21 protein-coding genes are annotated in these 23,588 nt (G+C 71.7%); 13 read left to right on the top strand and 8 right to left on the bottom strand.

The window, feature by feature from the left end:
* The first annotated feature begins 138 nt into the window (after window positions 1-138).
* The 3 genes from WFI00_RS13400 to WFI00_RS13410 all read left to right on the top strand — a co-directional run bounded on the left by WFI00_RS13400 (window position 139) and on the right by WFI00_RS13410 (window position 5,477).
* Complete coding sequence (locus WFI00_RS13400; RefSeq protein ID WP_336632671.1) at window positions 139-2,178, top strand: alpha-glucuronidase; 2,040 nt, start codon at window positions 139-141, stop codon at window positions 2,176-2,178.
* A gap of 52 nt (window positions 2,179-2,230) precedes the next feature.
* Window positions 2,231-3,829, top strand: a complete 1,599-nt coding sequence (locus WFI00_RS13405; RefSeq protein ID WP_336632670.1) for an MFS transporter — start codon at window positions 2,231-2,233, stop codon at window positions 3,827-3,829.
* Between the two features lie 112 nt (window positions 3,830-3,941).
* Window positions 3,942-5,477, top strand: coding sequence for an MFS transporter (locus WFI00_RS13410; RefSeq protein WP_336632669.1), 1,536 nt, complete (start codon window positions 3,942-3,944; stop codon window positions 5,475-5,477).
* Window positions 5,478-5,955: 478 nt separating this feature from the next.
* On the opposite strand, the gene WFI00_RS13415 is transcribed toward WFI00_RS13410, so the two are convergent.
* On the bottom strand, window positions 5,956-6,942 hold the full coding sequence (locus tag WFI00_RS13415) for a hypothetical protein (RefSeq protein WP_336632668.1): 987 nt from the start codon (window positions 6,940-6,942) through the stop codon (window positions 5,956-5,958).
* A gap of 157 nt (window positions 6,943-7,099) precedes the next feature.
* Between WFI00_RS13415 and WFI00_RS13420 the strand changes: the two genes are divergently transcribed.
* Complete coding sequence (locus WFI00_RS13420; protein ID WP_336632667.1) at window positions 7,100-8,389, top strand: alpha/beta hydrolase; 1,290 nt, start codon at window positions 7,100-7,102, stop codon at window positions 8,387-8,389.
* A 41-nt stretch (window positions 8,390-8,430) separates the two neighbouring features.
* The gene (locus WFI00_RS13425; RefSeq protein ID WP_336632666.1) at window positions 8,431-9,636 is read left to right on the top strand and encodes a serine hydrolase domain-containing protein; all 1,206 of its coding nucleotides are present in this window, start codon (window positions 8,431-8,433) and stop codon (window positions 9,634-9,636) included.
* Window positions 9,637-10,457: 821 nt separating this feature from the next.
* Here the strand turns inward: WFI00_RS13425 and WFI00_RS13430 are convergent.
* A complete protein-coding gene (locus WFI00_RS13430) occupies window positions 10,458-11,519 on the bottom strand; it encodes a serine hydrolase domain-containing protein (RefSeq protein ID WP_336632665.1) in 1,062 nt (353 codons plus the stop codon).
* Between the two features lie 241 nt (window positions 11,520-11,760).
* On the opposite strand from WFI00_RS13430, the gene WFI00_RS13435 reads away from it, so the two are divergent.
* Entirely contained in the window at window positions 11,761-12,789 is a 1,029-nt protein-coding gene (locus WFI00_RS13435; protein WP_336632664.1) for a hypothetical protein, read from the top strand.
* Here WFI00_RS13435 and WFI00_RS13440 read toward each other — a convergent pair.
* From WFI00_RS13440 to WFI00_RS13450, 3 genes are all read right to left on the bottom strand, one after another.
* Window positions 12,771-13,517, bottom strand: coding sequence for a YidC/Oxa1 family membrane protein insertase (locus tag WFI00_RS13440; protein ID WP_336632663.1), 747 nt, complete (start codon window positions 13,515-13,517; stop codon window positions 12,771-12,773). The genes WFI00_RS13435 and WFI00_RS13440 overlap by 19 nt on opposite strands.
* Before the next feature lie 85 nt (window positions 13,518-13,602).
* Complete coding sequence (locus WFI00_RS13445) at window positions 13,603-13,890, bottom strand: DUF6412 domain-containing protein (RefSeq protein ID WP_336632662.1); 288 nt, start codon at window positions 13,888-13,890, stop codon at window positions 13,603-13,605.
* Between the two features lie 140 nt (window positions 13,891-14,030).
* Entirely contained in the window at window positions 14,031-14,579 is a 549-nt protein-coding gene (locus WFI00_RS13450) for a TetR/AcrR family transcriptional regulator (RefSeq protein WP_336638491.1), read from the bottom strand.
* 88 nt (window positions 14,580-14,667) lie between these two features.
* Between WFI00_RS13450 and WFI00_RS13455 the strand changes: the two genes are divergently transcribed.
* Window positions 14,668-15,588, top strand: a complete 921-nt coding sequence (locus tag WFI00_RS13455) for an SDR family NAD(P)-dependent oxidoreductase (RefSeq protein WP_336632660.1) — start codon at window positions 14,668-14,670, stop codon at window positions 15,586-15,588.
* Window positions 15,589-15,613: 25 nt separating this feature from the next.
* Here the strand turns inward: WFI00_RS13455 and WFI00_RS13460 are convergent, their stop codons facing one another.
* Window positions 15,614-16,468, bottom strand: a complete 855-nt coding sequence (locus tag WFI00_RS13460; RefSeq protein ID WP_336632659.1) for a helix-turn-helix transcriptional regulator — start codon at window positions 16,466-16,468, stop codon at window positions 15,614-15,616.
* Window positions 16,469-16,681: 213 nt separating this feature from the next.
* Here WFI00_RS13460 and WFI00_RS13465 point away from each other — a divergent pair, with 213 nt between their 5' ends.
* The 6 genes from WFI00_RS13465 (at window position 16,682) to WFI00_RS13490 (ending at window position 21,632) form a co-directional block, all read left to right on the top strand.
* Complete coding sequence (locus WFI00_RS13465) at window positions 16,682-17,623, top strand: SDR family oxidoreductase (RefSeq protein WP_336632658.1); 942 nt, start codon at window positions 16,682-16,684, stop codon at window positions 17,621-17,623.
* A 32-nt stretch (window positions 17,624-17,655) separates the two neighbouring features.
* The gene (locus WFI00_RS13470) at window positions 17,656-18,447 is read left to right on the top strand and encodes a helix-turn-helix domain-containing protein (protein WP_336632657.1); all 792 of its coding nucleotides are present in this window, start codon (window positions 17,656-17,658) and stop codon (window positions 18,445-18,447) included.
* Between the two features lie 68 nt (window positions 18,448-18,515).
* Window positions 18,516-19,214 (top strand): transglutaminase-like domain-containing protein, encoded by a 699-nt coding sequence (locus WFI00_RS13475; protein ID WP_336632656.1) that lies wholly within the window; start codon window positions 18,516-18,518, stop codon window positions 19,212-19,214.
* Window positions 19,215-19,751: 537 nt separating this feature from the next.
* Window positions 19,752-19,955 carry a cold-shock protein gene (locus tag WFI00_RS13480; protein ID WP_336632740.1) on the top strand — a complete coding sequence of 68 codons (204 nt, stop codon included), beginning with the start codon at window positions 19,752-19,754 and terminating at the stop codon, window positions 19,953-19,955.
* Window positions 19,956-20,086: 131 nt separating this feature from the next.
* The gene (locus WFI00_RS13485; RefSeq protein WP_336632655.1) at window positions 20,087-20,467 is read left to right on the top strand and encodes a hypothetical protein; all 381 of its coding nucleotides are present in this window, start codon (window positions 20,087-20,089) and stop codon (window positions 20,465-20,467) included.
* 4 nt (window positions 20,468-20,471) lie between these two features.
* A complete protein-coding gene (locus tag WFI00_RS13490) occupies window positions 20,472-21,632 on the top strand; it encodes a cation:proton antiporter (protein ID WP_336632654.1) in 1,161 nt (386 codons plus the stop codon).
* A gap of 12 nt (window positions 21,633-21,644) precedes the next feature.
* Here WFI00_RS13490 and WFI00_RS13495 read toward each other — a convergent pair whose 3' ends face one another.
* On the bottom strand, window positions 21,645-22,973 hold the full coding sequence (locus WFI00_RS13495; protein ID WP_336632653.1) for a flavin monoamine oxidase family protein: 1,329 nt from the start codon (window positions 22,971-22,973) through the stop codon (window positions 21,645-21,647).
* Between the two features lie 94 nt (window positions 22,974-23,067).
* The gene (gene nrdI, locus WFI00_RS13500; protein ID WP_336632652.1) at window positions 23,068-23,508 is read right to left on the bottom strand and encodes a class Ib ribonucleoside-diphosphate reductase assembly flavoprotein NrdI; all 441 of its coding nucleotides are present in this window, start codon (window positions 23,506-23,508) and stop codon (window positions 23,068-23,070) included.
* Between the last annotated feature and the right edge of the window lie 80 nt (window positions 23,509-23,588).

Genomic DNA, 23,588 nt, shown 5'->3' on the forward strand with positions numbered 1-23,588 from the left:
CGAGGTCGGACCAACGCTACCGTGCGAGATAGATTTCGCAAAGACATGCGAAACTTTCGCACTTGAGAGTGGGGCGGCATACCGCCGGCGCGAGCCGGCAGCGATGTCGGCAGCCCTCACGATCGACGAGGAGATGTGGTGCACGTGGCCCATTCGATGTGGTTGAACCCTGCGGCGGTGCGCGAGGGGGTGCGCGACGAGGTCTTCTCGTTCCACGTCCCCGACCCCGATCACGTCATCGTGCGCCGGCTGTCGCAGGACCTGGTCGCGCACTTCGGATGCCGCGTCGGCGACGATCCCGCAACCGCGACCGTGGAGCTGCGCATCGATCCCGGAGTGCTCACCACGGGGGAGAGCTACCGCATCACCTGCCGCGAGGGCGGTGTCACCGTGTCGGCCAACACGGAGCGCGGGCTCCTGTACGGCGTCTACGCCTTCCTCCGGAGACGCGTCATCGGTGCAGGCGACGACGAGGCCGACGTCTTCTCGAGCCCCGATCAGCCGCTCCGGATGCTGGATCACTGGGACCAGGTCGACGGCACCGTCGAGCGGGGCTACGCGGGCGAGTCGATCTTCTTCGGCGAGCCGGGCAGCAACGATCACGCTCACCCGCCCGGAGGCTTCCCGGTGCGCGACCTCGACGAGCCGTTCCGAGGCGACACGGACCGGATCGTGGAGTACGGCCGGTTCCTGGCATCCGTCGGCATCAACTCGGTCGTCCTCAACAACGTCAACGTCCGCGGCAAGGGGACCCGGCTGATCCAGCAGCCGCTGCTCGGGAAGGTCCGAGAGGTCGCCGATCTGCTGGCGCAGTTCGGCGTCCGGACGTTCCTGTCGATCAACTTCGCCGCACCGAAGAAGATCGGCGGGCTGTCGACCTCCGATCCGCTGGATCCCGAGGTCCGCGCGTGGTGGCGCACGGTCGCCGACGCGATCTACGACGAGATCCCCGACTTCGGCGGCTTCCTCGTGAAGGCGGACTCCGAGGGGGAGCCCGGCCCGTACGAGTACGGACGCACCCATGCCGACGGCGCGAACATGCTCGCCGATGCGCTCGCGCCGCACGGGGGCCTCGTGATCTGGCGTGCCTTCGTCTACAACTCGCAGCAGGACTGGCGCGACCGGTCCACCGATCGCGCGCGTGCGGCATACGAGAACTTCAAGCCCCTGGAGGGGCGCTTCGCGCCCAACGTCGCCCTCCAGATCAAGTTCGGGCCGATCGACTTCCAGACGCGCGAGCCGATCAGCCCCCTCATCGGACAGCTGCACGCGACGAACCTGATCGTCGAGTTCCAGATCACCGCCGAGTACCTCGGCCACCAGATCGACGTGAACTACCCCGTCTCCCAGTGGGTCGAGGTGCTGCGTCAGCAGACCTACACATCCGGCGTGGGGGACCGGACGGTCGCCACGGTCGCCCGCAGCGACGCGCGGGTGACGACCCACGTCGGCGTGGCCGCCGTGCCGAACGTCGGGATGGACGACAACTGGACCGGCCATGCCCTCGCCCAGGCCAACCTCTACGGGTTCGGCCGACTCGCCTGGGACAGCCGACTCGATGCGACGGAGATCCTCGACGAGTGGATCGCCCAGACCTTCTCCGACGTCGACGACGAGGCGCGGGGGGTCATCCGGTCGATCCTGCTCGCCTCGCGCGACACCTACGAGAACTACACCGCCCCGTTGGGGGTCGGGTTCATGGTGCGTCCGCATTATCACTACGGCGTCTCCGTCAACGGCTACGAATACGACCGGTGGGGCACCTACCACTTCGCGGACCGTGACGGCGTCGGTGTCGATCGCACCGTCGCCACCGGCACCGGATACACGGCGCAGTATGCCCCCGCGCTCGCCGCGGAGTACGAGGACCTCGCGACGGTGCCCGACGAGCTGCTGCTGTTCTTCCACCACGTGCCCTACTCGCACGTACTGACGTCCGGCACGACCGTGATCCAGCACATCTACGACACGCACTTCGCCGGGGCCGACGCCGTCGACCGCTTCCGCGATCTCTGGGCCTCGATCGACGGCCGGATCGACGCCGACACCCACGCGAACGTCGCGGAGCGGCTCGAGCGCCAGTACGCCAACGCCGTCGAGTGGCGCGACCAGGTCAACACCTACTTCTTCCGGATGTCGGGCGTGCCCGACGCCCACGGCCGCACGATCCACGGCTGATCCCCACCGTCCGGCTCTTCACCGGAGGAGCCACCGCACAGAGAGGCCGACCATGGCCCACACAGCGCGGACGCGAGCGTCCGCAGACCAGGCCGCCGAGGCACCGTCCGGCGCCCGACGCATCACGATCTGGAACGGCATCGGCTTCGGCATCGGCGACATCTTCGGCGGTGGCTCCGGAGCCCTGACCGGCACCTACCTGACGCTGTTCCTCACGACCTACGGCGGCCTGCAGATCGCCGAGGCGACCAGCGTCCAGGGCATCTCCACGGTGATCAGCGCCGTGACTGCGATCGTCATCGGCGCTCTCTCCGACCGTTTCCTGCGCTACCGCGTCGGGCGGAGGTTCGGGCGTCGCCGCTTCTTCCTGCTGCTCGGGGCTCCGCTGCTCCTGCTCGGCGTCGCGATGTGGCTGCCCGGGCTGAGCTACTGGGTCTACTTCGGCAGCTTCCTGGCGTGGATCATCACGCTGCAGATCATCATGATCCCGTATGCGACCCTTCCCTCCGAGATGGCGACCGACTTCACGGGCCGCACCGTCCTGTCGACGACGCGGATGTTCTTCTCGGGTCTGTCCGGAGCACTCGTCCCCGCCGTGGGGGCCGCCCTGCTCGCGCTGCTCGGGCAGAACGGCACGACGTACACGATCATCGGCGTCGGCTTCATCATCGTGTTCATGATCTGCGTGCTCCTCACGCACCGGTTCACCTGGGAGCGGACGCCGTCGCCGGAGGAGCTCGCCGCCGCGACCGCGCCGCCGGCGGGAGGCGGCGGATGGCGCGCCGCGGCGCACAGCGTCGGCGAGATCGTCGTCGCGTACGCCTCCACCCTGCGCGTGCGCGCGTTCCAGCGCCACCTCGCGATCTACCTGCTGGGGGTCAGCTTCGCGGACGTCTTCGCGAACGTCTTCGTGTTCTTCGTCATCTTCGCGTGGAACCGGGACGCGGCCTTCGCCTCGCTCCTGCTCTCCTTCGCGATCTTCACGGTTCCGCTGACGCCGGTGCAGGGATGGCTCTTCGCGAAGCTCGGCACGCGGGGTCTCTACACGATCACCTTCGGCGGATGCATCGCCGCCCTCCTGGCGATGTTCGCCCTGGCCCGGAGCGCGCAGACCATGGACCCGGCCGTCTGGGTCCCGCTGGCCATCGTGGTGTTCTGCCTGTGGCTGTTCTTCAAGAGTCTCGTGTTCTTCACGCCGTGGCAGGTGTTCCCGTTCATCCCCGACGTCGACGAGATGATCACGCGTCGCCGGCGGGAAGGGATCTTCGCGTCCATGATGCGCTTCCTGCGCACGATGACGCAGGGCATCTCGATCACGCTCGTCGGCGTCTATCTCAGCGCGAGCGGGTTCGACGCGAAGCGGGAATCCCAGACGCCGGAGGCGCTGAACGCGCTGGTCACGGTCGAGATCTGGTGGGTGATCGGAGGCTTCGCCCTCGCCTGGATCGTGGCGGCGGGCTTCGCTCTGAACAAGAAGAACCACACCATCCTGATCGCCGAGATGGAGCGCCTGCGCGCCGGCGGCTCGAAGCAGGATGTGGACCCGGCGACCCGGAAGGTCGTGGAGAGCCTGACCGGCGTCGCGTACGACGCGTGCTGGCCGGACCTCGCCGTGCCGTCCGCGGCGCCGGCGCAGAACCCGACGTCATGACGATCATCGGGCCGGGGGGTAACCGGTGATCGTCATGGCGTCGCGGCCTCGGGGCGCGGGTCGGGCCGTGCTGCGGGCGAGGGGGGCGGGGTGCGGGCGGGGTGACGGGGCGATGAGCGGGAGGCGGCGCCCCGTCACCTTCTGGACCGCGTTCGGCTGGGGTCTGACGGATGTCATGGGCGGGGGATCGGGCGCGATCATCGGTGCGTACTTCCTCTTCTTCCTCACCACGTTCGCCGGGCTCAGCGCGCTCGAAGCGGCGACCATCATCGGCGTGGCCCGGCTCATCGACATGGTCGCGAACGTCGTGGTCGGCAGCGTCTCGGACCGTCTCTATCGCACCGCGGTCGGCCGCCGGTTCGGTCGGCGCCGGTTCTTCCTCCTCCTGGGCATCCCGCTGATGCTCACCTTCGGGCTGCTGTGGACCACCGGCGGCGGGTTCTGGTACTACTTCCTCGTCTTCGTGGCGTTCGATCTGGCCCAGTCGATCGTCATGGTGCCCTACGAGACGCTCCCCTCCGAGATGACGGACGACTACCGGGAGCGCACACTCATGTCGACCATGCGGATGCTGTTCTCGGGGCTCGCGGGCAGCGTGGCGACGCTCCTCACGGGCGCTCTTCTGGCCGTGATGGGGAAGGACGATCCGGCCGCCTACGGCGTGATGGGGGCCGTGTTCGCGGTGGTGTTCGCGATCGTCGTCTCGATCACCTACCTCACCAGCTGGGAACGGGACCCCACACCCGAGATGCTGCGCGAGCTCGAGTCCGACCGTCGTTCCGCGCGCGGGCGACGCGGCGGCGTCCTGCGCACCGTCTGGTCGGAGATCAGGGAGTACGGCTCGACGCTGCGGCTGCCGATCTTCGCCCGGCACCTGGGGATCTATCTCTCCGGGGTGACCGCTCAGGACGTGTTCAGCGCCGTGCTCATGTACTACGTCGTGTTCTCGCTCGGCCTCGATGCGGCCGTCGGATCCGTGCTCCTCGGTGTCGGCATCGTCGCCGTGCCGCTGACGCCGCTGTGGGGATACCTGTTCTTCCGACTCGGGCCCGCGCGGCTGTACCGGATCGGCTTCGGCATGGTGATCGTGTCGGTGGGCGCGTACTACGCACTGTTCGCCTTCCGCCCCGCCGACGCCGCCGTCGTGGGTGTCGCGATCGGGGTGTCCGTGGTGTACCAGGCGTTCAAGAGCATCGTGTACTTCGTGCCCTGGAACGTCTTCCCCTTCATCCCGGATGTCGACGAGGCGGTGTCGGGCAAGCGCCGCGAGGGCCGCTTCGCGGGGATGATGAACTTCTCGCGCAAGGCGACCAGCAGCGTGGCGACGATCGTCGTCGGCGCCGTCCTCACGGCGATCGGCTTCGAGCCCGGCGCCGTCGCGCAGACGCCCGCCGTGCAGTGGGGCATCGCCACCACGATGCTCGTCGGCGTGGGAGGTCTGACGGCACTCGCCCTGCTGCTCGCCGCCCGGTTCCCCCTCACTCGACAGAGTCACCTCGTCCTGGTCGCCGAGCTCGACCGCCTGCGCCGCGGGGGCTCGACGGACGACGTCGACCCCGGCGTCCGCCGCACCGTCGAGCGGTTGACCTCCACGTCCTACGAGCGGCTGCACTCCTTCCACACGGCGGATGCCCTCGACACGAGGTGAGGTCGGGTTCGGGGTCGCGTGTGGTCGGTTCGGGGGTCGGGCCCGCGGGTTTGGGGTCGGGTGTGGTCGGTTCGGGGGTCGGGCTGGCAGGTTCGGGGTCGGGTGTGGTCGGTTCGGGGGTCGGGCCGGCGGGTTCGGGGTCGCGTGTGGTCGGTCGCTGTGGTGCCAGGCGGCGAGATGCGACCCCGAAGTTCGGGTGAGGCGACCAGACGCGACCCCGAACCTGGGTGGGTGTGGGGGATGAACCGAAGCGCCCGAACATGGGGGCGTGGGGCCCACTCACGAGGGGAGTTCAGGGTCGCGTGTGGTCGATGCCACCCCGGCCGGGCATGTTCGGGGTCGGGTGTGGTCGTTCAGGGTGGCGCCAGGCGACCATAGGCGACCCCGAAGTGTGGGCGCGGCGACAAGACGCGACCCCGAACCCGCGGTCAGCACCCCGGCGAGAGGCGACCCCGAACCCGCGGCGGCACCCCGCTCGTCACGAGGATCGGGGCGGGCGCGGCGGGGAAGCCTCGTGCGGAGGCGCGGCACCGTCGGCATCCGCCGCCCAGGCCACGCCCAAGGCGAAGAGCGTCGACACCCCGTAGTGGCTCATCGCCTGGGCGATGCGCCGTCGACCCGTGCGGGGGTTCACGCCGATCTGGCGCGAAGCCGTGTCGAGGGTCATCCCCCTTCGCATGAGCGTGAGCAGGGCGGTCCACGGCTCCACGCTCGGCCCCGATGTCGCTGCGCGTCGCCAGAGTGTCGCGAAGTACGCGGAGATCATCCCGGACAGTGCCGCGTTGCGCACGCTCAGTACGCTCGTGGGGCGCCCCTCGCCCCACTCGAAGGGGACGGCGAGCTGGTCGCCGTCGACCCAGAACCAGCTCGGCGGCTCGTCGAGGAAGCGGTACTCCATTCCCGCCGCCGTGAAGGCGCGGAGCAGCTGCTGCATGTCGGGGTCGGTGGCGACCGCGGTCGGCAGGATCACGCGGACGGCGTCCTTGCTGCGGAACGCCTCCGAGAACCGGCTGACGCGGTCATCCGAGCTCGTCAGGAACCGGCTGATGTCGGGGAGCACCGCATCGAGCGTGCCGGTGTCGCGCCGGCCGAGCTCGAACCAGACGTCCTCGGATGCCCGCGGTCCGTGGCGGGTCACGACGGGCATCGGGTCGGCGGAGGTCTGGCCGATCGACCAGTGATCGATCATCCGCGGCAGTTCCGCCACGATCCGCTCGATCTCACCGAGGAGGTCGCGTGCCGTGTGTCGGAGGTCCGCGGCGTGCGCGGCGACCGTCTCCGCGGCCCAGTCGGCGGGGTTCGCGTAGGCGATGTCCCCGCCGCGGCCGCCCAGCTGACCACGTGCGCGGAGGCGCGCCACCGCGGCATCCACATCCGCGACCGGACGGTGCGAGAGGGTCGCGAGGTCCACGATCGTCGCCGGCCGCCCGCGATACGCCACGGCCAGGAGGGAGTCGTCACTCATGAGTCCAGGCTGTCCGCTTGAGGACACGTCCGCAAGAGGTTCTTGCCATGTGGCTGGACGGTTCAGGACACTGGGACGGCACGTGATCGGATGACGGCGGATCGTGCTCCGCAGTGCGGATTCCGACCGTGCGCCGCACCGTCACGAGGAGGGCGCCATGCCGGACTGTCTCGCCCCCACCGGCGGCGACGTTCCGATCGTCGGCATCTTCGTGCTCGCCCTCTGCGCGCTCGCCGCGGGCCTCCTCGTCATCCGGCGCCGGCGGGGCGCCACACGGACCCGGCGCGGCACGGCTCTCGCGTTGGCGCTGGTGCTCGGGATCGGCGCCCTCTCGACGGGTGTCGCGGCCCCCACCTCCGCGGCCGCCGCGACGGGGTGCTCGACGATCGCCGACGACACCGACATCGCGTTCGTCAGCGGCGGAGTCACGTATCGCGGGAGCTACCGTGCACCGGTGGACCCGAGCCGACCGGTGGCGGCGGCGGTGATCGTCGGCGGCACGGGCGAGGTGGACCGGGACGGCGACGGCGCGTGCATCCCGATGGGGGAGTATCGATGGCTCGCGGGCCTCCTGTCCGCAGAAGGCATCGCGTCGCTGCGCTACGACAAGCTCGGCACGGGCGCGACGGGACTCGGCCCCGACGCAGGCGATCCGGATGCCCTCCTCACGTTGGGCTATGACCGGATCCGGGTCCAGCCGGTGCGCGACGCGCTCTCGTTCCTCGCCGCGCAGGCCGGTGTCGACCGCACCCGACTCCTCCTCGTCGGCCACAGCGAAGGCGGGGCCGTGACGCTCGCGGTGGCATCCGGCCCGGGCAGCGCGCCGGCACCTGCCGGCCTGCTGCTGATCGAGCCGTCCTACGACCGCATCCTCGACGTCGTGCCGCGTCAGCTCGACGAGCAGTTGGATGCCGCGATCGCGGGCGGCGCGATGACCTCGGCGGACGCCGATGCCCTGAAGACCTGGATGACGGACGGCGTCGAGCAGATCCGCTCGGGAACGCCCCCGTATCCGGCGCCGGGGCCGGCGCCCGTCCCGGACGCGACGGGATACGCCGCGGTGATGCAGTCGACCATCGCCGGCAACATCTTCGGGTCGGACCCGGCGCAGATGGTGATCTCGCACGCATATCGGACGCCGTACGGCAAGCAGTTCGACGAGATCGACCCCGCCGCTCTGGCGCCGTCGATCGAGGTCCCGACTCTCGTGACGTGCGGCACGAAGGACACCAACACGCCGTGCGGCGACGGCAGCGCCGGCTCCGGCGTCGCGTCGCTGGCGGGCACGTTCGCCCCCGGCGTCGCGCGGTTCGTCGAGCTCCCCGATGTGGTGCACATCCTGCGCGACGTGGGAGCAGACGATGTGCCGAACCTCGCGGACCAGGTCGCGTACCCGCTGTCGGCGCAGCTCGAGCTCGCCGCCTTCGTCGCCCCGTTCCGTACCTGACCCGTCACGCCGTTCCGCACCTGACCGACAAGGAAGCCACCATGCGCCCGAACCGATGGATCACTCTTGCCGGTGCCGTGGTACTCGCCGGGCTTCTCGTCGCGTGCACCGCAGTACCGGCGCCGTCGCCGACCCAGAGCGCGGGGTCCGACGCCGCCTTCGGCGACCGGGTGACCGCCGCACTCCTGCAGTGGCGCGGCTCTCCGTCCACGGGACCGTTCGCGTACACGATCCCCGGCGTCGCCGTTGCGGCATCCCTCGGCGGTGGCGACGTGGTCGCCGCCGCGAGCGGCGACGGCGACACGGGCGTGCCGCTCTCGCCCGACGCCGCCTTCCACATCGGGAGCATGACGAAGCTGTTCACCGCAGCTGTGGTCATGCAGCTCGATCAGGAGTCGGTGCTCGCGCTCGACGACACGATCGACCGCTGGTTCCCGTCGGCGCCCGGTGGGGACCGGATCACCGTACGGATGCTACTCCAGCACGAGAGCGGCCTCAGCGAGCTCGACTTCGGTCTCGTCGGCACGGCAACTCCACAGGAGCTCGTCGACGACGTGTTCACCCGTCCGCCCGTTTTCATGCCCGGCACGGCATACGAGTATCTGAACGCGGGGTACATCATGCTGGGTCGCATAGCGGAGCTCGCAGCCGGAGTGCCCTACGAGCAGCTCGTGCGGACGCGACTGATCGAGCCGCTCGGGCTCACGAGCACGTATCTCGACGGCGCGGGGACCGGGCCGCAGGCGGTGAACGGCTTCGTGCTGGCGTGCGACGGCGCCGAGGGAGCCGATTGCGCGGGCAAGAACGGCGTGGTCGAGCCGCAACCGTCGTCTCCGCAGTGGACGGGCGCATGGTCCGCCGGCAGCATGGTGAGCTCGGCCGGCGACCAGGCGGTCTGGATCCGCGCACTGGTCGACGGGGACGTCGTCGACGCCGGCCACCTCGACGAGATGCTCGAGATCACGCCGCTCTCCTCGCAGTTCTACTCCGCCGCCTACGATCAGTCCGGGGTGCCGCACGTCCAGCTGGGCGAGGGCGCGGGGCTCGCGACCTGGATGGTGCCGGGCGTCGGCGAGTGCCACGGCCACGCCGGGGCGATCCCCGGATCCAACGGGATCGCGGCCTACTGTCCCGACCGGGGGCTGGCGATCGTCATCCTGAACACGATCCAGCCCGCCGGGCTGACGCCGGGCTACCCGGGCCTCACGCCCCTCGCCGGCGGCGTGCTGTGGGCCGTGGGCGGCTGAGCGCCCGTCCGCGGAGTGCCCCGCATGTTCGGGGTCGGGTGTGGTCGGGTTCGGGGGTCGCCGGTGTGCGGGTTCGGGGTCGCGTGTGGTCGGGTTCGGGGACTGGCCTGGCGGGTTGGGGGATGTCTGGTCGGGGCCGGTGCCCTCCCCGCAGGTTCGGGGTCGCGTGTGGTCGGCATGGGGGTCGCCGGTGTGCAGGTTTGAGGTCGCGTGTGGCCGGCTCAGGCGCTGTCTGGCGGGTTCGGGGTCGCGTGTGGTCGGCGTGGGGGAGCGGATGCGACTTCGAGCGACCCCTAACCGAGCGGGAGGCGACCAGAAGGGACCCGAAACGTGTGTGGTGTGGTCTGTGCGAGCCGTCCAAGGGGTCAGGGTCGCCTGGTGTCGTGGAGGCATCCGCTCCTATAGTTCGGGGTCGCGTGTGGTCGGCGGGGTCCTCCGTGTGCGGGTTCGGGGTCGCGCGCTGTCGGTGAAGGGGCGTCGATGCGAACGGACGCGACCCCGAACCTGCGGCGCTGCGACCAGAAGCGACCCCGAACCTGCGGGGAGGGCACCGGCCCCGACCAGACGCGACCCCGAACCTGCGGGGAGGGCACCGGCCCCGACCAGAAGCGACCCCGTACCTGCGGGGTTGGCACCGCCCCCGACCAGAAGCGACCCCGAACCCGCGGGGAGGGCACCGGCCCCGACCAGACGCGACCCCGAACCTGCGGGGTTGGCACCGGCCCCGACCAGAGGCGACCCCGAACCTGCCAGGCCGGCACCCATGCCACCCCCGACCGCACGCGACCCCGAACCTGCGGGATGCCCCGACCGAGCCCGACCTACTCCGACACCGGCGACGGCGCGGACTCGTCCTCGTCCAGCGCGGCGACGGCGTCGGCGAGCACGCGGGCGACCGCCCACGCACCGCCCGCGGTGTTGCTGAGAACCGTCGCCGTCGTCCCTGTCGAGGGATGGTGCACGGAGCGGAAGGAAGCTCCGCTGTCGCAGCCCTCCAGCGCGACGGGCGTGCCGGTCTCGTTCAGCCAGAAGCCGAGGCCGTACCGCATCCCCTCGTCCTCGTCGTACGAGCGCGGCGCGATCATCCGGGCGAGGGTGGGGGTCGAGACGATCCGCCCCTCGAACAGGGCGAGCCAGAACCGGTGGACGTCCGCGGCGGTCGTGGAGGCGCCGCCGTCGCCGTTCCCGCGCACGGGCAGCTGGAGGGTGTTGACGCGCATCCCGTCGTCGAAGACGTACCCGCGCGCATGATCGGATCCGAGCTCGTCGGTCCGGGGGAAGCCGGTCCCGGCGAGTCCGGCGGGATCGAGCACGAGGTCCTGCACGACGTCGTGGTATCCCCGTCCGGTCACGCGTTCGAGGACGATCGCGAGCAGCACGTACCCGCTGTTCGAATAGGCGAACGTCTCGCCCGGCGCCGCCTCGGCGGGGATCCCGTCGAGCAGGGGAAGGAACGCCTCGGCGCTCGTGAGCGCGTGGACGGGCACCTCCAGGAAGACCTCGGAGAGCTCGCGCCCGTCGTCCTCGTCGAGGTAATCGCCGATCCCCGACGTGTGGCCGAGGAGGTGCTCGACGGTCACCGCGTCGTCGATCAGAGGGAGGTCGGTGCCGAGGATGCTCCGTGCCGTCGTCCCGAGCGCGAGCGCGCCGTCCTCGACGAGCCGCATCACCGCGAGGGCGGTGAACGCCTTGCTGCCCGAGGCGATCGCGAACCGGGTCGATCCGGTCACCGGCGTCTCGCTGGAACGGTCGGCGAGCCCGTGCGCGGTGAGCCACACCGGTGTGTCGCCGACATCGACGCTCACGACGCCCGAGAAGGGCTCCTCGTCGATGGCGGCGCGGAGGGCATGCGGGTCCAGGGCTGTGGTCGTCGTCGAGCTCATGATTCCACTGTATGGATCCACTGTGCCGACATCCCGCGGATGACGCGAACGCGTCTCGGGGGGAGCGCCGCCGTCCTTCGCTAAGATCGGAGGTCGGCCACGGCGACGATCTCGGCCCGGCGGCGACGGTCTCGGCCCGGCGGCCACGGTCTCCGGCCGCACGCCGACGGCCCCGTCCCGCGGCGAGCGCCCGCCGCCGGGCATCCGGACGGCGAGCGCCGACGAGCGAGAGGGGCGATGCGTGCAGACGAGCCGATCGATCGCGCGCAGAGTGCTCCTCCACCCCCTCCTGTGGGCGGTGATCCTCCTCGCCGCGGCCGTTCCGCTGATGGGCACGCCTTTCGATTTCGGGGGATTCCTCCTCGCGTTGCTGTCCGGGTGGATGCTGGCGCACGCGCTCGTCCGCCGACTTCACGCGCTGGACCCGCCGTGGCTGTCCGTCCTGCTCCACGTCGTGGCCTCCCTCGTGGTCGTCGCCCCGCTTCTCGCTCTCACCGACCCCGGGCCGTGGCGGCAGGCCTTCCCGCCGGAACTGGTGGCCGCCGTCGGATTCGCGCTGCCCCCTGCCGCGGGCTGGATCTGGCTCACACTCATCGGTCGCGTCTCGGGCGCCGTGCGGGCGGATGCCGACCGTCGCGCCGCGCGACTGATCGAGCCCGAGTGGGCGCGGGATGTCGCGGGATGGTCGCTGCGGCTGCCGGTCGTGCCGCTGCGGCGATCGACCTACCTCGTCGTCGCGGCGGGCCTGATCGTTCTCGCGGGCGCGCTGATCGTCATTTTCGTCGTCGTGTTCGCGGATCTGGCGCAGCGGATGGGGCCGATGGCGATCCTGCTGGTGCTGGGGTGGACCGTGTTCCTCCCCGTCTTCCTCGTCCTTCAGGCGATCGCGCGTGCGCGCACGGTCGACGTCTCGATCGTCGTCGATCCGCTGCACGTGCGCGTCCTGCCCGCCGACGGCGGCCCCGCGATGGTCGACGCTCCGCTCCGCGACATCCGCTCTCTCACCTGGCGACTCCGGTCGTCCCCGACCGGCCTCACCGTGCGCATGGCCGACGGCACCGGAGTCGTGCTCCTCGTCGGCATGGCGCGCCGGGCGAAGGGGCGCGCACCGACGTTCCCGGCACCGCCCGCGTCGCTCCTGCGTGAGCTCGCTTCGGTGGGCCTCTCCGAGAAGACGTCGCGCCGGCCGCGTGCGGAGGAGTTCACGCTCGAGCGCGCGGCGGTCCCGGCCGGGGCATCCGCGTCACCGCGTCACGGCGCCGGCGGGTAGATCCTCCGGAGGACGAGCCGCTGCCCGAGCGTCCAGCTCACGGTGACGAGCAGGTACAGCCCCGCGGCGAGGGGGACGAACAGCGCGACGACCGCGGTCGCGAACTGCAGCAGGCCGAGCAGTCCGGTCGGGACCCGGGGGAGGCCGGGGGCATCGGGGAGCTCGGGCGCCGCGATCCGGAACATCCGCCGGGTCAGCTCGCCCACCGCGGCGATCGCGAGCACGAGGCATCCGATCACGAGCCAGACGGCAGGCTCCGCCTGTCCTGCGGCCACGGCGCGGACCAGGCCCGTGCCGAGCGGCACGCCGAACAGGCTCTGCGTGAGGAGCTCGTTGGGGTGGCCGGCGATGGTCGGGTGCAGGAACACCGAGTACAGAAGGCCCACGATCGGCGCCTGGATGAGAAGCGGAAGGCACCCGGCGAGCGGCGAGGCTCCCTCGGCGCGGTAGAGCACCATGGTCTCGCGCTGCAGCCGCTCGGGATGGGAACGGTGTCGCTTCTGCAGCTCGCGCAGACGCGGAGCCAGTCGGGACCGGAGCTGCTCGGCCTTGGCCTGGGCGATGCCGGCGGGGATGAGCCCGGTCCGCACGACGAGAGTGACGAGAACGACGGCGAGGGCCGCCGCGAGGGTGCCGGCGACGGGATCGAGCGCCGTGGTCAGGGCCATGAGGCCGGTGTAGGTGAGGTCGAGCAGGGTCGAGACGACGGGCAGGGTGGTGAGGTCCACGGGTGATCCGTTCTTCGGAGCGATCAGGGTCGGCTGATCGGCCGCGAAGGGACGCCGGAGCGCGGTGCGCTCGGACGGATCGACGCTACGCGGCCGCGGCGGACCGACCCGGCCCGCGTCGACGCACGTGACCTGCGGCGTCGGGATCGCTCTGGGCCAGAGGCGCCGCGAGCTCGGCGTGACGCGTGGGGTGCGCGGTGGACCCGCGCGGACGGCTGCGGATCGTGGCGGCGACGACAGCGAGGGCGAGCAGGGCGACGGCGATGGCCGCGACCGCGACGGTGAGGAGCGAGCCGCTGGAGGTCGGGTCGGCGAGCGCCAGAAGGCCGACGATCCCGAGCATCCCGCGGAGGACGTCGATCATGTCGATCATGTCGCCACCTCCCTCCCCGTCCACGCTACCCGCCTCCGCCTCGCCGGACCCACCCAGATGTGGCGCAAACGGTCGGATTGCCCGACGCGAGGCGACAGATTGCGACACGTTTGCGGGCGGGCGGTCGGGCGGGCGGTCGGTCACAGGGTGGGGAGGGGGCGTAGGCCGTTGATCAGGACCGACATGACGGTGTCGCGGTGCTGCGGCCCGGTGAGGCGGATCGTGTACTCCATGCCGCAGATGAGGTGCTGGATCTGCTCGACGGTGACGTCGGGGCGGATGGTCCCGGCGGCCACGGCCGCGTCCAGCACCGAGTGGAAGTTCTCCCGCAGCAGCGTCCGGATCCGCTCCGTCTCGGGCGCCGGATCCGCCGCGAGCAGCGCCGTTCGCACACCCTCGTGCTCGAACTGCATGCGGGCCAGGTCGAGGATCAGCCCGGGAGCCTCGGCGGACGTGTCCGCCGCATCGGCGGCGCGCCGAGCGCGTTCGGCCATCTGCTCCAGCTGATCCAGGGCGAGCGCCTCCTGCAGGGACTCCACCGTCGCGAAGTGGCGGTACACCGTCCCCACCCCGACGCCCGCCGCGTTCGCGACCGCGTTCAGTCGGAGGTCGTCCGGCGGCATCGAGCGCGCCGCCTGGAGGATGCGTTCGCGCGAACGTCGTGCATCGGAGCGCTGCACTGTCGACACCTCTCCACCTCGCTCTCTATCTAAGTGGATATGGAATCCACTTAGGTGTACCGTCGGAAACGGATCGACTATCAGTTTAGGAGACACGATGCGCCACGCGACCCCCGACCTGTCCGGACGGACCTATGCGATCACCGGCGGCACCGGCGGCATCGGCTACTTCGCCGCCGAGCATCTCGCCGCGGCGGGGGCACACGTCGTGCTGCTCTCCCGGACCGACGCGAAGCTCCGCGCCGCGCGCGAGGCCATCGCCCGGCACACCGGGTCCGAGCGCACCACGGCGATCCGGCTCGATCTCACGTCGCTCGACTCGGTCGAGGACGCCGCCGGCCGGCTCCGGCACGGCGGCAGGCTCGACGGGATCTTCCTCAACGGCGGTCCGATGCGGTTCTCGGCGCGCGCGCTCACCCGCGACGGCCTGCCGCTCATGATCGGGGCGCACGCCGTCGCGAATGCAGCCCTGGCCCTCGGCGTCATCCCGGTACTGGCGGACACGGGCCGGGAGGGCGCGAGTCGCATCGTGCACGCCTCGACCGGCTTCGTGGGCCGCTTCGCGCGTCGCATCGCCCCGGTCCGCGACGTCGCGTCGACGGGCATCGCCGCGTACGTGCAGGCCAAGGCGCTCACCGAGGTCTTCGCGCGGGAGATGCACCGTCGGCTGGAGGCCGCGGGACTGCCGATCCTCTCCCTCCTCTCGCATCCCGGTGTCGCGGTGGATGCCAAGACACCGACACGCGTCGGCGTGCACGACCGCACCACCGGCTCCCGGGCCAATCCGTACACGCCCTGGGCGCACGGCAAGGACGGCGGCGCGTGGATCGGCGTCCGCGCCCTCACCGACCCTGCTGCGGTGAACGGTGCGTATTACGCGCCGGAGGGCCGGCTGCGGGGCGAACCCGTCGTGTCCGACCCGTCGCCGATCACCGCGACCCTCGCGCCCCGGGTCGCCGCGGACATCTGGGATCAGCTCCTCCGCTTCGCCCGGAATCCCGACACCCACGGCCTGTGAGGGCGCGTGGGTCGGGACCGTCCGGTCACCTCGCAGGCTGGCCGAGGGATGCCCCGATGACGGTCAGGAGCCGGAGCTTGTCTGCGCTCTCGCTGCCGGGCGTCGCGGTGTAGACGAGCAGGAGGTGCGACTGGTCGGGGTCGTGCAGCGTCTGGCACTCCAGCTCGAGGAACCCCACCTCGGGATGGACGAAGCGCTTCCCCCGGTTCGGGCGGATGCCCACCTCCTGCAGCTCCCAGTAGCGGCGGAACAGCTCGCTCTCACGCGTCAGCAGGTCCGTCAGATAGGCGGCGCGCGATCGCGGCCCGCGCCGAGCGAGGATCTCGCGCAGGCCCGAGGCGTACACGCGGGACAGGTGGTCGTGATCCTCGGGCGCGTACCGCGCGCGTGTGCCGGGGTCGGTGAACCACCGATACCCGAGGCTCCGCCGGGGCCCCGTCAGCTCGGTGAGCGACCCCGTCAGGGCGACCCCGACGGGCGTCTGACGCAGCGTCTCGCCGAGCTCGGTGACGATCTCCGCGGGGGTGTCCGCCAAGCGGTCGAGGATGCGCAGGAGGCCCGGCGAGACGTGCCGCTCGCCGGACGCCTCCCGGGCCGGCGGGGTGTGGCCGACGAGCCGGAACAGGTGGTCGCGTTCGGACAGCGTGAGGTGCAGTCCCTGCGCGATGGCGGCCGTCATCTGCTCCGAGGGCTGCGGACCGCGTCCGCGCTCGAGTCGGGCGTAGTAGTCCGTCGACATGTGGCAGAGTGCGGCGACCTCCTCGCGGCGCAGGCCGTCGGTGCGTCGTCGCGACCCGCGCGGCAGGCCGACGTCCTCGGGCTGCAGTGCGGTGCGCCGATGGCGCAGGAAATCGGCGAGCCCCGCGCGATCGATGTCCATGTCTCCTGTCCTCCTCTCCTCGTTCCTACCCGCTCCGCGCCGGGATATCCACGCTCTGCCGATCCGCGGCTGCGGTCGGCCGCGTATCCGTGGATCGACGATCCGTGGATGGGAGCGGGGGATCGGCGCAGGCTGGACCACGACCGCACACGGTCTGCGTACGGCCTCCCGCAGCGGGGCCCGCGTCAGACCTCGAAGAAGGAGCCGCCGACCATGGCACGCCGACCCATCGACATCACCCTCCCCGACCTCACCGGCCAGCGCGTCCTGCTCACGGGCGGCAGCGACGGCATGGGGCTCGTCATGGCCACCCGGCTCGCCGCCGCCGGCGCCGACCTCATCCTCCCCGTCCGCAACCCCGCGAAGGGGGCCGCGGCGCGCGAGAGGATCCTCGAGCGCACGCCGGGCGCGGCCGTCTCGCTGCGCGAGCTGGACCTGTCCTCGCTCGCCTCCGTCGCCGCCCTCGGCGAGGCCCTCCGCGCCGACGGCGAGCCGATCCACGTCTTCCTCGGCAACGCCGGCGTCATGACCCCGCCCACGCGCCAGACCACCGCGGACGGCTTCGAGCTGCAGTTCGGCACCAACCATCTGGGTCACGCCGCGCTGGTCGGGCACCTCATGCCGCTCCTGCGGGCGGGTCGGGCGCGAGTGACGCTGCAGCTGAGCGTCGCCGCCGACCGCGGGGCGGTGAAATGGGACGATCCGCAGTCGGAGCGTTCCTACGACGGCATGGAGGCGTACTCCCACTCCAAGATCGCGTTCGGGCTCTTCGGCCTCGAGCTGGATCGCCGCAGCCGCGAGCACGGGTGGGGGATCACGGCGAACCTGTCGCACCCGGGGGTCGCGCCGACGAACCTCCTCGCCGCGCGGCCCGAGATCGGTCGCTCGGAGGCGGTCCCGGCGCGCCGCCTGATCGGGCTGCTCTCCCGCCTCGGCATCATGGGCACCGTCGCCTCGGCGGGGCTGCCGGCCCTTCTCGCCGCCACCACACCGGGCGATCAGGGGGGCCTGTTCTACGGTCCTCGGGGGATCGGCGGCCTCGGCGGGCGGCCCGGCACGCGCCCCCTGTTCTCCCGCCTGCGCAGCCCCGAGGACGCGCGGCGGATGTGGGAGCTCACCGAGGAGCTGACGGGGGTCCCGATCGCCGCCGCCTGAGCGGGGCGCACCGCGCCCGTAGGATCGGGAGGATGACCGCCGCCGATCCGCCGCTGTGGTCGGGATCGCTCGCGCTGCTGCCGGGAGCCGTCGTCTACGACGGTCCGGGCGGCCCCGCGGGGTGGCACGCGCATCATGCCCTGCAGGTCATGGTCTCGGACGGCGCTGCGTTCACCCTCACGACACAGGACGCGCACGGCGAGCGCGCGACGCACCACGGAGTCGCCGCGATCGTCCCGAGCGGCGTGGCGCACCGTCTCGAGGCGACGCCGGACCGGATGGTGCTGCTGCTCGTCGAGCCCGTCGGCACGCGCGGACGAGACGTCGGGGCGGGACCGGCATCGCTCCGCTCCGGCACCGAGGACTTCCGTGACCGCTTGCTCGCCCGCGGGGCATCCGCGGCATCCCTCCTGGAGACGACGCTCGGGGTGGTCGCGACGGGCGGCGAGGCCGGTGCGCGAGAGCTGTCGGAGCCCGTGCGCACCGCGATGGGATACCTCGAGGCGCACGCCGCGGACCCGTCCTCCTCCCTAGCGGGTGCGGCGGCGGTGGCCCATCTCTCCCCGACGCGTCTGACGCACCGGTTCACCGCCGAGGTCGGGATGCCCTTCCGCCGGTATGCGCTGTGGGTCCGATTGCGTCGAGCGGTCGAGGCCGTGGCGTCGGGCGAGGCGAACCTCGCCGACGCCGCCGTCGCCGCCGGCTTCAGCGACGGAGCGCATCTGAGCCGCGCCTTCCGGCGCAACTTCGGCCTGGCGCCGTCGGCGCTCTCGCGCATGCGCATCGCCGAGGCCGAGTGGCCCGGGCGCGTGACCCCCGGCTGAGAGCGCCGCGCGCAGTCCAGCCGCAAGGTTCAAGCCGTCCGCCGGCGCGGACTCCTACCGTGGGGGGCATGGACACGCAGACGGCACCGACGAGCATCCTCGACTACGACGATCCCCGCATCCAGGCGCGGATCGCCGCCGAGGGATGGACGCGCCTCGACGAGAACGAGCGGATCGGCGCCGTCTACGACTTCGTCCGCACGCTGCCGTTCGGCTACAACGTCTCGGACGACCTGCCCGCCTCGCGCGTCCTCGCCGACGGCTACGGCCAGTGCAACACGAAGACGACGCTGCTCATGGCCCTCCTCCGTGCCGTCGGCGTCCCGACCCGGTTCCACGGCGCGACCATCCACAAGCGGCTGCAGAAGGGCGTCGTGCGCGGGCTCGCGTACCTACTGGCCCCGCGTGACATCCTCCACTCCTGGGTCGAGGTCGAGGTGGGCGGCCGGTGGGTCGGGCTGGAAGGCGTCATCTGCGACCCCGACTACCTGTCCGGCCTCCGTGCGACGGTCGGAGCGACGGGTGCGTTCCTCGGCTACGGCGTGGGGACCGAGGACCTCGCCTCTCCGCCGGTCGCGTGGTGCGGAACGGACACGGCGATCCAGCAGACGGGTGTGAACCGCGACCTCGGGATCTTCCCCGACCCCGACGCGTTCTACCGCGAGCACGGGGCGAACCTCGGCGGCCTCCGCGGCGCCGTCTATCGGAGGATCGTCCGGCCGCGGATGAATCGACGGGTGGCGGCCATCCGCGAACGGCGGGCGTGAGCCCGTTCGCACCGGTCGCACTCGCGGATGGGGCGCGGGTGGGCTAGTCTGGACGACAGGTAATTGAAGTTGTGTTTCTGTCGGGCTCTGCGCCCGGACCGACTTCGGGGCCCGATCAGCGTGTCGGGCGGGTATTCCCTTCAGTTTCTTGCCCGTAGCGGTCTCCCGGTGCGAGCGTCCTCTCTTCGCATCTCCGATTGGTTCTCCATCACTTCTCTCACAGCTCATCGAGCGGTCTCCCCGCTCGTCTGGCGGCAGGCGGACGACGACGTCCACGTCGCCACCGCCGACGGCGAGTTCGCCGGATTCATCGCGGTCGCGGGCGGTCGGCACTACGCCTACGACGCCCACAGCGCGCTGCTGATCGCCGCGCCCGACACCGACGCCGCCCGCGCGGCGGTGGCCGCCGCCGCGCGTCCCCGCATCGCCTCCGAGTCGCCGGAGCGGACGTGCACCGCACCCCATGCCCCGCGGCGGCGACGTCGCCGCGGTTTCACGGATCACTCCCGTGGTCCCAGACAACGAAGGAATGACGTCATGGCCACTGGCACCGTCAAATGGTTCAACTCCGACAAGGGCTTCGGCTTCATCGCGCCCGACGACGGATCCGACGACCTCTTCGCGCACTTCAGCGCGATCAACAGCAGCGGCTTCCGCAGCCTCGAAGAGAACCAGAAGGTCTCCTTCGACGCCGAGCGCGGCCCCAAGGGCATGCAGGCCGCCAACATCCAGGTGATCTGAGTCCCCTCGACGGCGGACGCGCCGGGCTCATCCGCCCGGCGCGTCCGCCGTTCGCGTTCCCGCCGATCGGCTCGTCCCGGCGGAGTGCGTGTCTCGGCGGGGGACGGGCCCGTCCCGTGCACAATGACGGTATGCCCGATCCGATCTGGAAGAGCGACCCCGACGAGCACGACTTCCCGGCGGCCGCCGACTACCTCGAGCTCATCGCCGACGCCGCGACCTGCACGGCGATCGTCGACGCGCTCCGGGCCGCCCCGACCGTGCTGAAGAAGGCGAAGGACGTGCTGCGCGCGGCCGGTCTGCCGCTTCTGCCCACGGAGAACCCGCACGTCGCGGCCGACTTCGCCAAGGTGCGCAACGGCCACGCCCTCTCGCCGGTCCTCCTCGTGCGCGGCGACCTCCGTCGTGGCCTGTCCGCGCAGGTCGCCGACGGCTACCACCGCATCTGCGCGAGCTGGTACCTCGACGAGAACACGCAGATCCCGTGCCGCATCGCCGCGCCGCCGGCCTGACCGGATGAGCCTGCAGACCCTCGCGCTGATCGGGGCGGTCGCCCTGCTCGGCCCGCTGCTGTCCGCCACGACGCGGTGGCGCATCCCCGTCGTCATCGGCGAGCTCGTCGCGGGTCTGGCCATCGGGGTGTCGGGGCTGCGCCTCGTCGATCCCGCGGACGAGACCTTCCGCTTCCTCGCGACGCTGGGTTTCGGTCTCACGATGTTCGTCGCGGGTACCCATGTGCCGCTCCGTGACGCACGCCTCCGACCGGCCCTCGGTCGCGGTGCGCTGCTCGCGGTCGGGATCGGGGTCGTGGCCGCGTTCGCCGGATGGGGGCTCGCGGCCCTGTTCGGCACCGGGCACGGTGCGGTGTACGCGGTCGTCCTGGCGTCCTCGTCCGCCGCGCTGGTGCTGCCGGCGGTCCAGCAGCTCGGCCTGGCGGGTCCGCAGCTCCTACCGACGATCGCCCAGGTGGCGATCGCGGACACGGCGTGCATCGTCGCCCTCCCGCTGGCGATGGACCCGGAGAACGCCGGGATGTCCGCCCTCGGTGCCCTCGGCATCGCCGCGGTCGCCGTCGTCCTCGCGCTGGCGCTGCGCTGGGCGGGGCGGCGGGACCGCTGGAAGCGGGTGCGCGCGACGAGCAAGGAGCACTCCCTGGCCCTCGAGCTGCGGGTGAGCCTGATCCTGGTGTGCGCGCTGGGCGCGCTGGCGACGGTCTCGCACGTCTCGGTGCTCCTCGCCGGCTTCGCGGCCGGCCTCGCGGTCGCCAGCGCGGGAGAGCCCCGACGGCTGGCCCGGCAGCTGTTCGCCGTCACGGAAGGCTTCCTGTCGCCCCTGTACTTCGTGTGGCTGGGCGCCTCGCTGTCGCTCGTCTCGCTGCACGACGATCCCGCCTTCATCGGGCTCGGCGTGATGATGGGGTGCGGTGCGATCCTGGTCCATCTGACCGGCGTGCTGCTGCGTCAGAACGCGCTGTGGTCGATCGTGGCGGCATCGCAGCTGGGCGTGCCGATCGCCGCGGCCACCGTCGGCGCCGAGACGGGACTGCTCGCCCCGGGCGAGCAGGCGGCGCTCGTCCTCGGCGCCGTCATCACGATCGGCGCGTTGACGGCGTCCTCGGCGGCGGCGTCGCGGCGTCCCGCCTTCCGTGACGCGCCGCTCGCCCCCGTGGCGCGCTGACGGTGCGCGGGGTCAGCCCCGTCGCCAGACGCGCTCGATCGGCACGGACCGCCCGAGCACGTTCTCCGCGGCCCGGTGCCCGGAGCACAGCGCCGCGGTGACGGTCGCGGGGTCGTCGGTCCACGTCGCCTCGCCCGCGAGGTGCAGCACGCCGCCCACCGGGGTCGCGAGCAGATCGTGGTCGGCCGTCGTGGACCCGAGCATCATGTACGCGTACGACCCGCGCGCGAACGGGTCGTCCTGCCACGCCGTCCGGCGCACCGCGACCGGGTCGGGGACGTCCGACCCGAACAGGCGACGCAGCTGCACCATGATCGAGCCCGCGACCTCGGCATCCGTCCACGTCCGGGTCGCGACGGCGGCCGGGCCCGCGGCGAAGGTGAGCAGCGTCGGCTCGTCGTGGAGCGCGGTGAGGTCGTACCAGGAGTGCCACCAGCGTCCGCCCGGCCCCTGCTGGCGGATCGCGTAGACGTCCTCGTCCCAGAAGCGCCGCTCGAACCGGAGGAAGACCTTCTCGAACGCGTTCATCGTCAGGCGACTCAGCGCGTCGGAGACCGGGGCGGGCAGGGCCGGTTCGATCGCGATGTCCCCCGACCGGAGCACGCCGACGGGAACCGTCAGGACGGCATCGTGTGCCGTGAACGCGGCGCCCGCCGTCCGGACCGTGACGCCGTCGGGGCCCCACTCCACGCGTTCCACCGCGTGCCCCGGGCGCACGTCGAGGCCGGCGCCGATGCCGGATGCCAGCACGTCGTAGCCGTCGGGGAAGACGACCTCGTCGCCGTCGATCTGGTCGTCGTCCAGCCCGTGGGCCGCGAGGTCGTCGATCCATGCACCGTACTGCTCCTCGCTACGGTGCTCGAGGTACTCGCGCACGCGCTGGATGCGCTCCTCGTCCCAGCTCTGGGCGGCGAGCGCGGTCTCGGTGACGTCGCGGTACGAGGCCGCGGCGTCGGAGGACGCGATGACGGCGGGCAGCAGCGCGTCGATCGCGCGGATGTCGGCCACGTAGGCGCGCGCCTCGTCGTCGGACAGTCGCCCCCCGTCGGGGGAGTAGTGGGCGATCGGACGGCTGTCGGGCTGGTATCCGCCGACGGTGAACTCGACCATCCGCATCCCGAACGCCTCCGCCGCGGCGGCGACGGGGCTGTCCGTGATGCCGTGGATCCAGGACGCGCCGAGGTCCGTGACGAAGCCGCCGGAGCGGTCGGTGACGACGCGGCCGCCGATCCGGTCCCGTGCCTCCAGGACGACGGTGCGCCGGCCGGCGTCGTCGAGCAGGCGCGCCGCGGTCAGGCCGGCGATGCCGGCCCCGATGACGATCGTGTCGAACCCGGCCATCGTGGTCTCCTTCGTCCTCGCGAGTGAGCCGGCGATGCCGGCACGAGAGACGCTATCGCGCGCCGGCCCGGCGCGGGAGGCGGCGGAGCCGACGTCAGCCGGTGTGGCGCACGGCGTCGAGCGCCTCGTCGAGGCGGGCGAGGATCGCGCCGCAGCGCTCCACGTCCTCGGGGGTGCCCGACAGCTCGAACTCGAAGAGCACGGGGCGTCCCGAGCTGTCCGCCAGCTCGCGCGCCGCGGCCTGGTAGTACTCCCCGAAGTTGCGGTTCCCCGACCCGATGATCCCGACCATGCGCCGGCGGGTCATCGGCGAGCGCAGGAACGCGCGCACCGCCGCGGGGACGGTGACCTCCTCGCCGTTGCCCGCCTTGTACGATGGCGTGAGCAGCACCCACGGCTCCGTGGGCTCTCGTCGTCGCACGTCCGCGCGCGCCAGATTGCGGGTCTTGCGACCGTCCATCCGTGCGAGCGCCTCGGCGAACCGCCCGGTCAGATTCGACGACGAGGAGTAGTAGTACACGGGGATCTTCCGCATGACCACAGTGTGGTCGGATGCCGCGGGTCGCGCTCACCGCATCGACGTGAGAAACCAGGGGGTCGCGTCGTGCGCTCGAC

Origin of the sequence: Microbacterium sp. MMO-56 (genome assembly GCF_037146215.1) — a bacterium.
Taxonomy (GTDB): Bacteria; Actinomycetota; Actinomycetes; order Actinomycetales; family Microbacteriaceae; genus Microbacterium.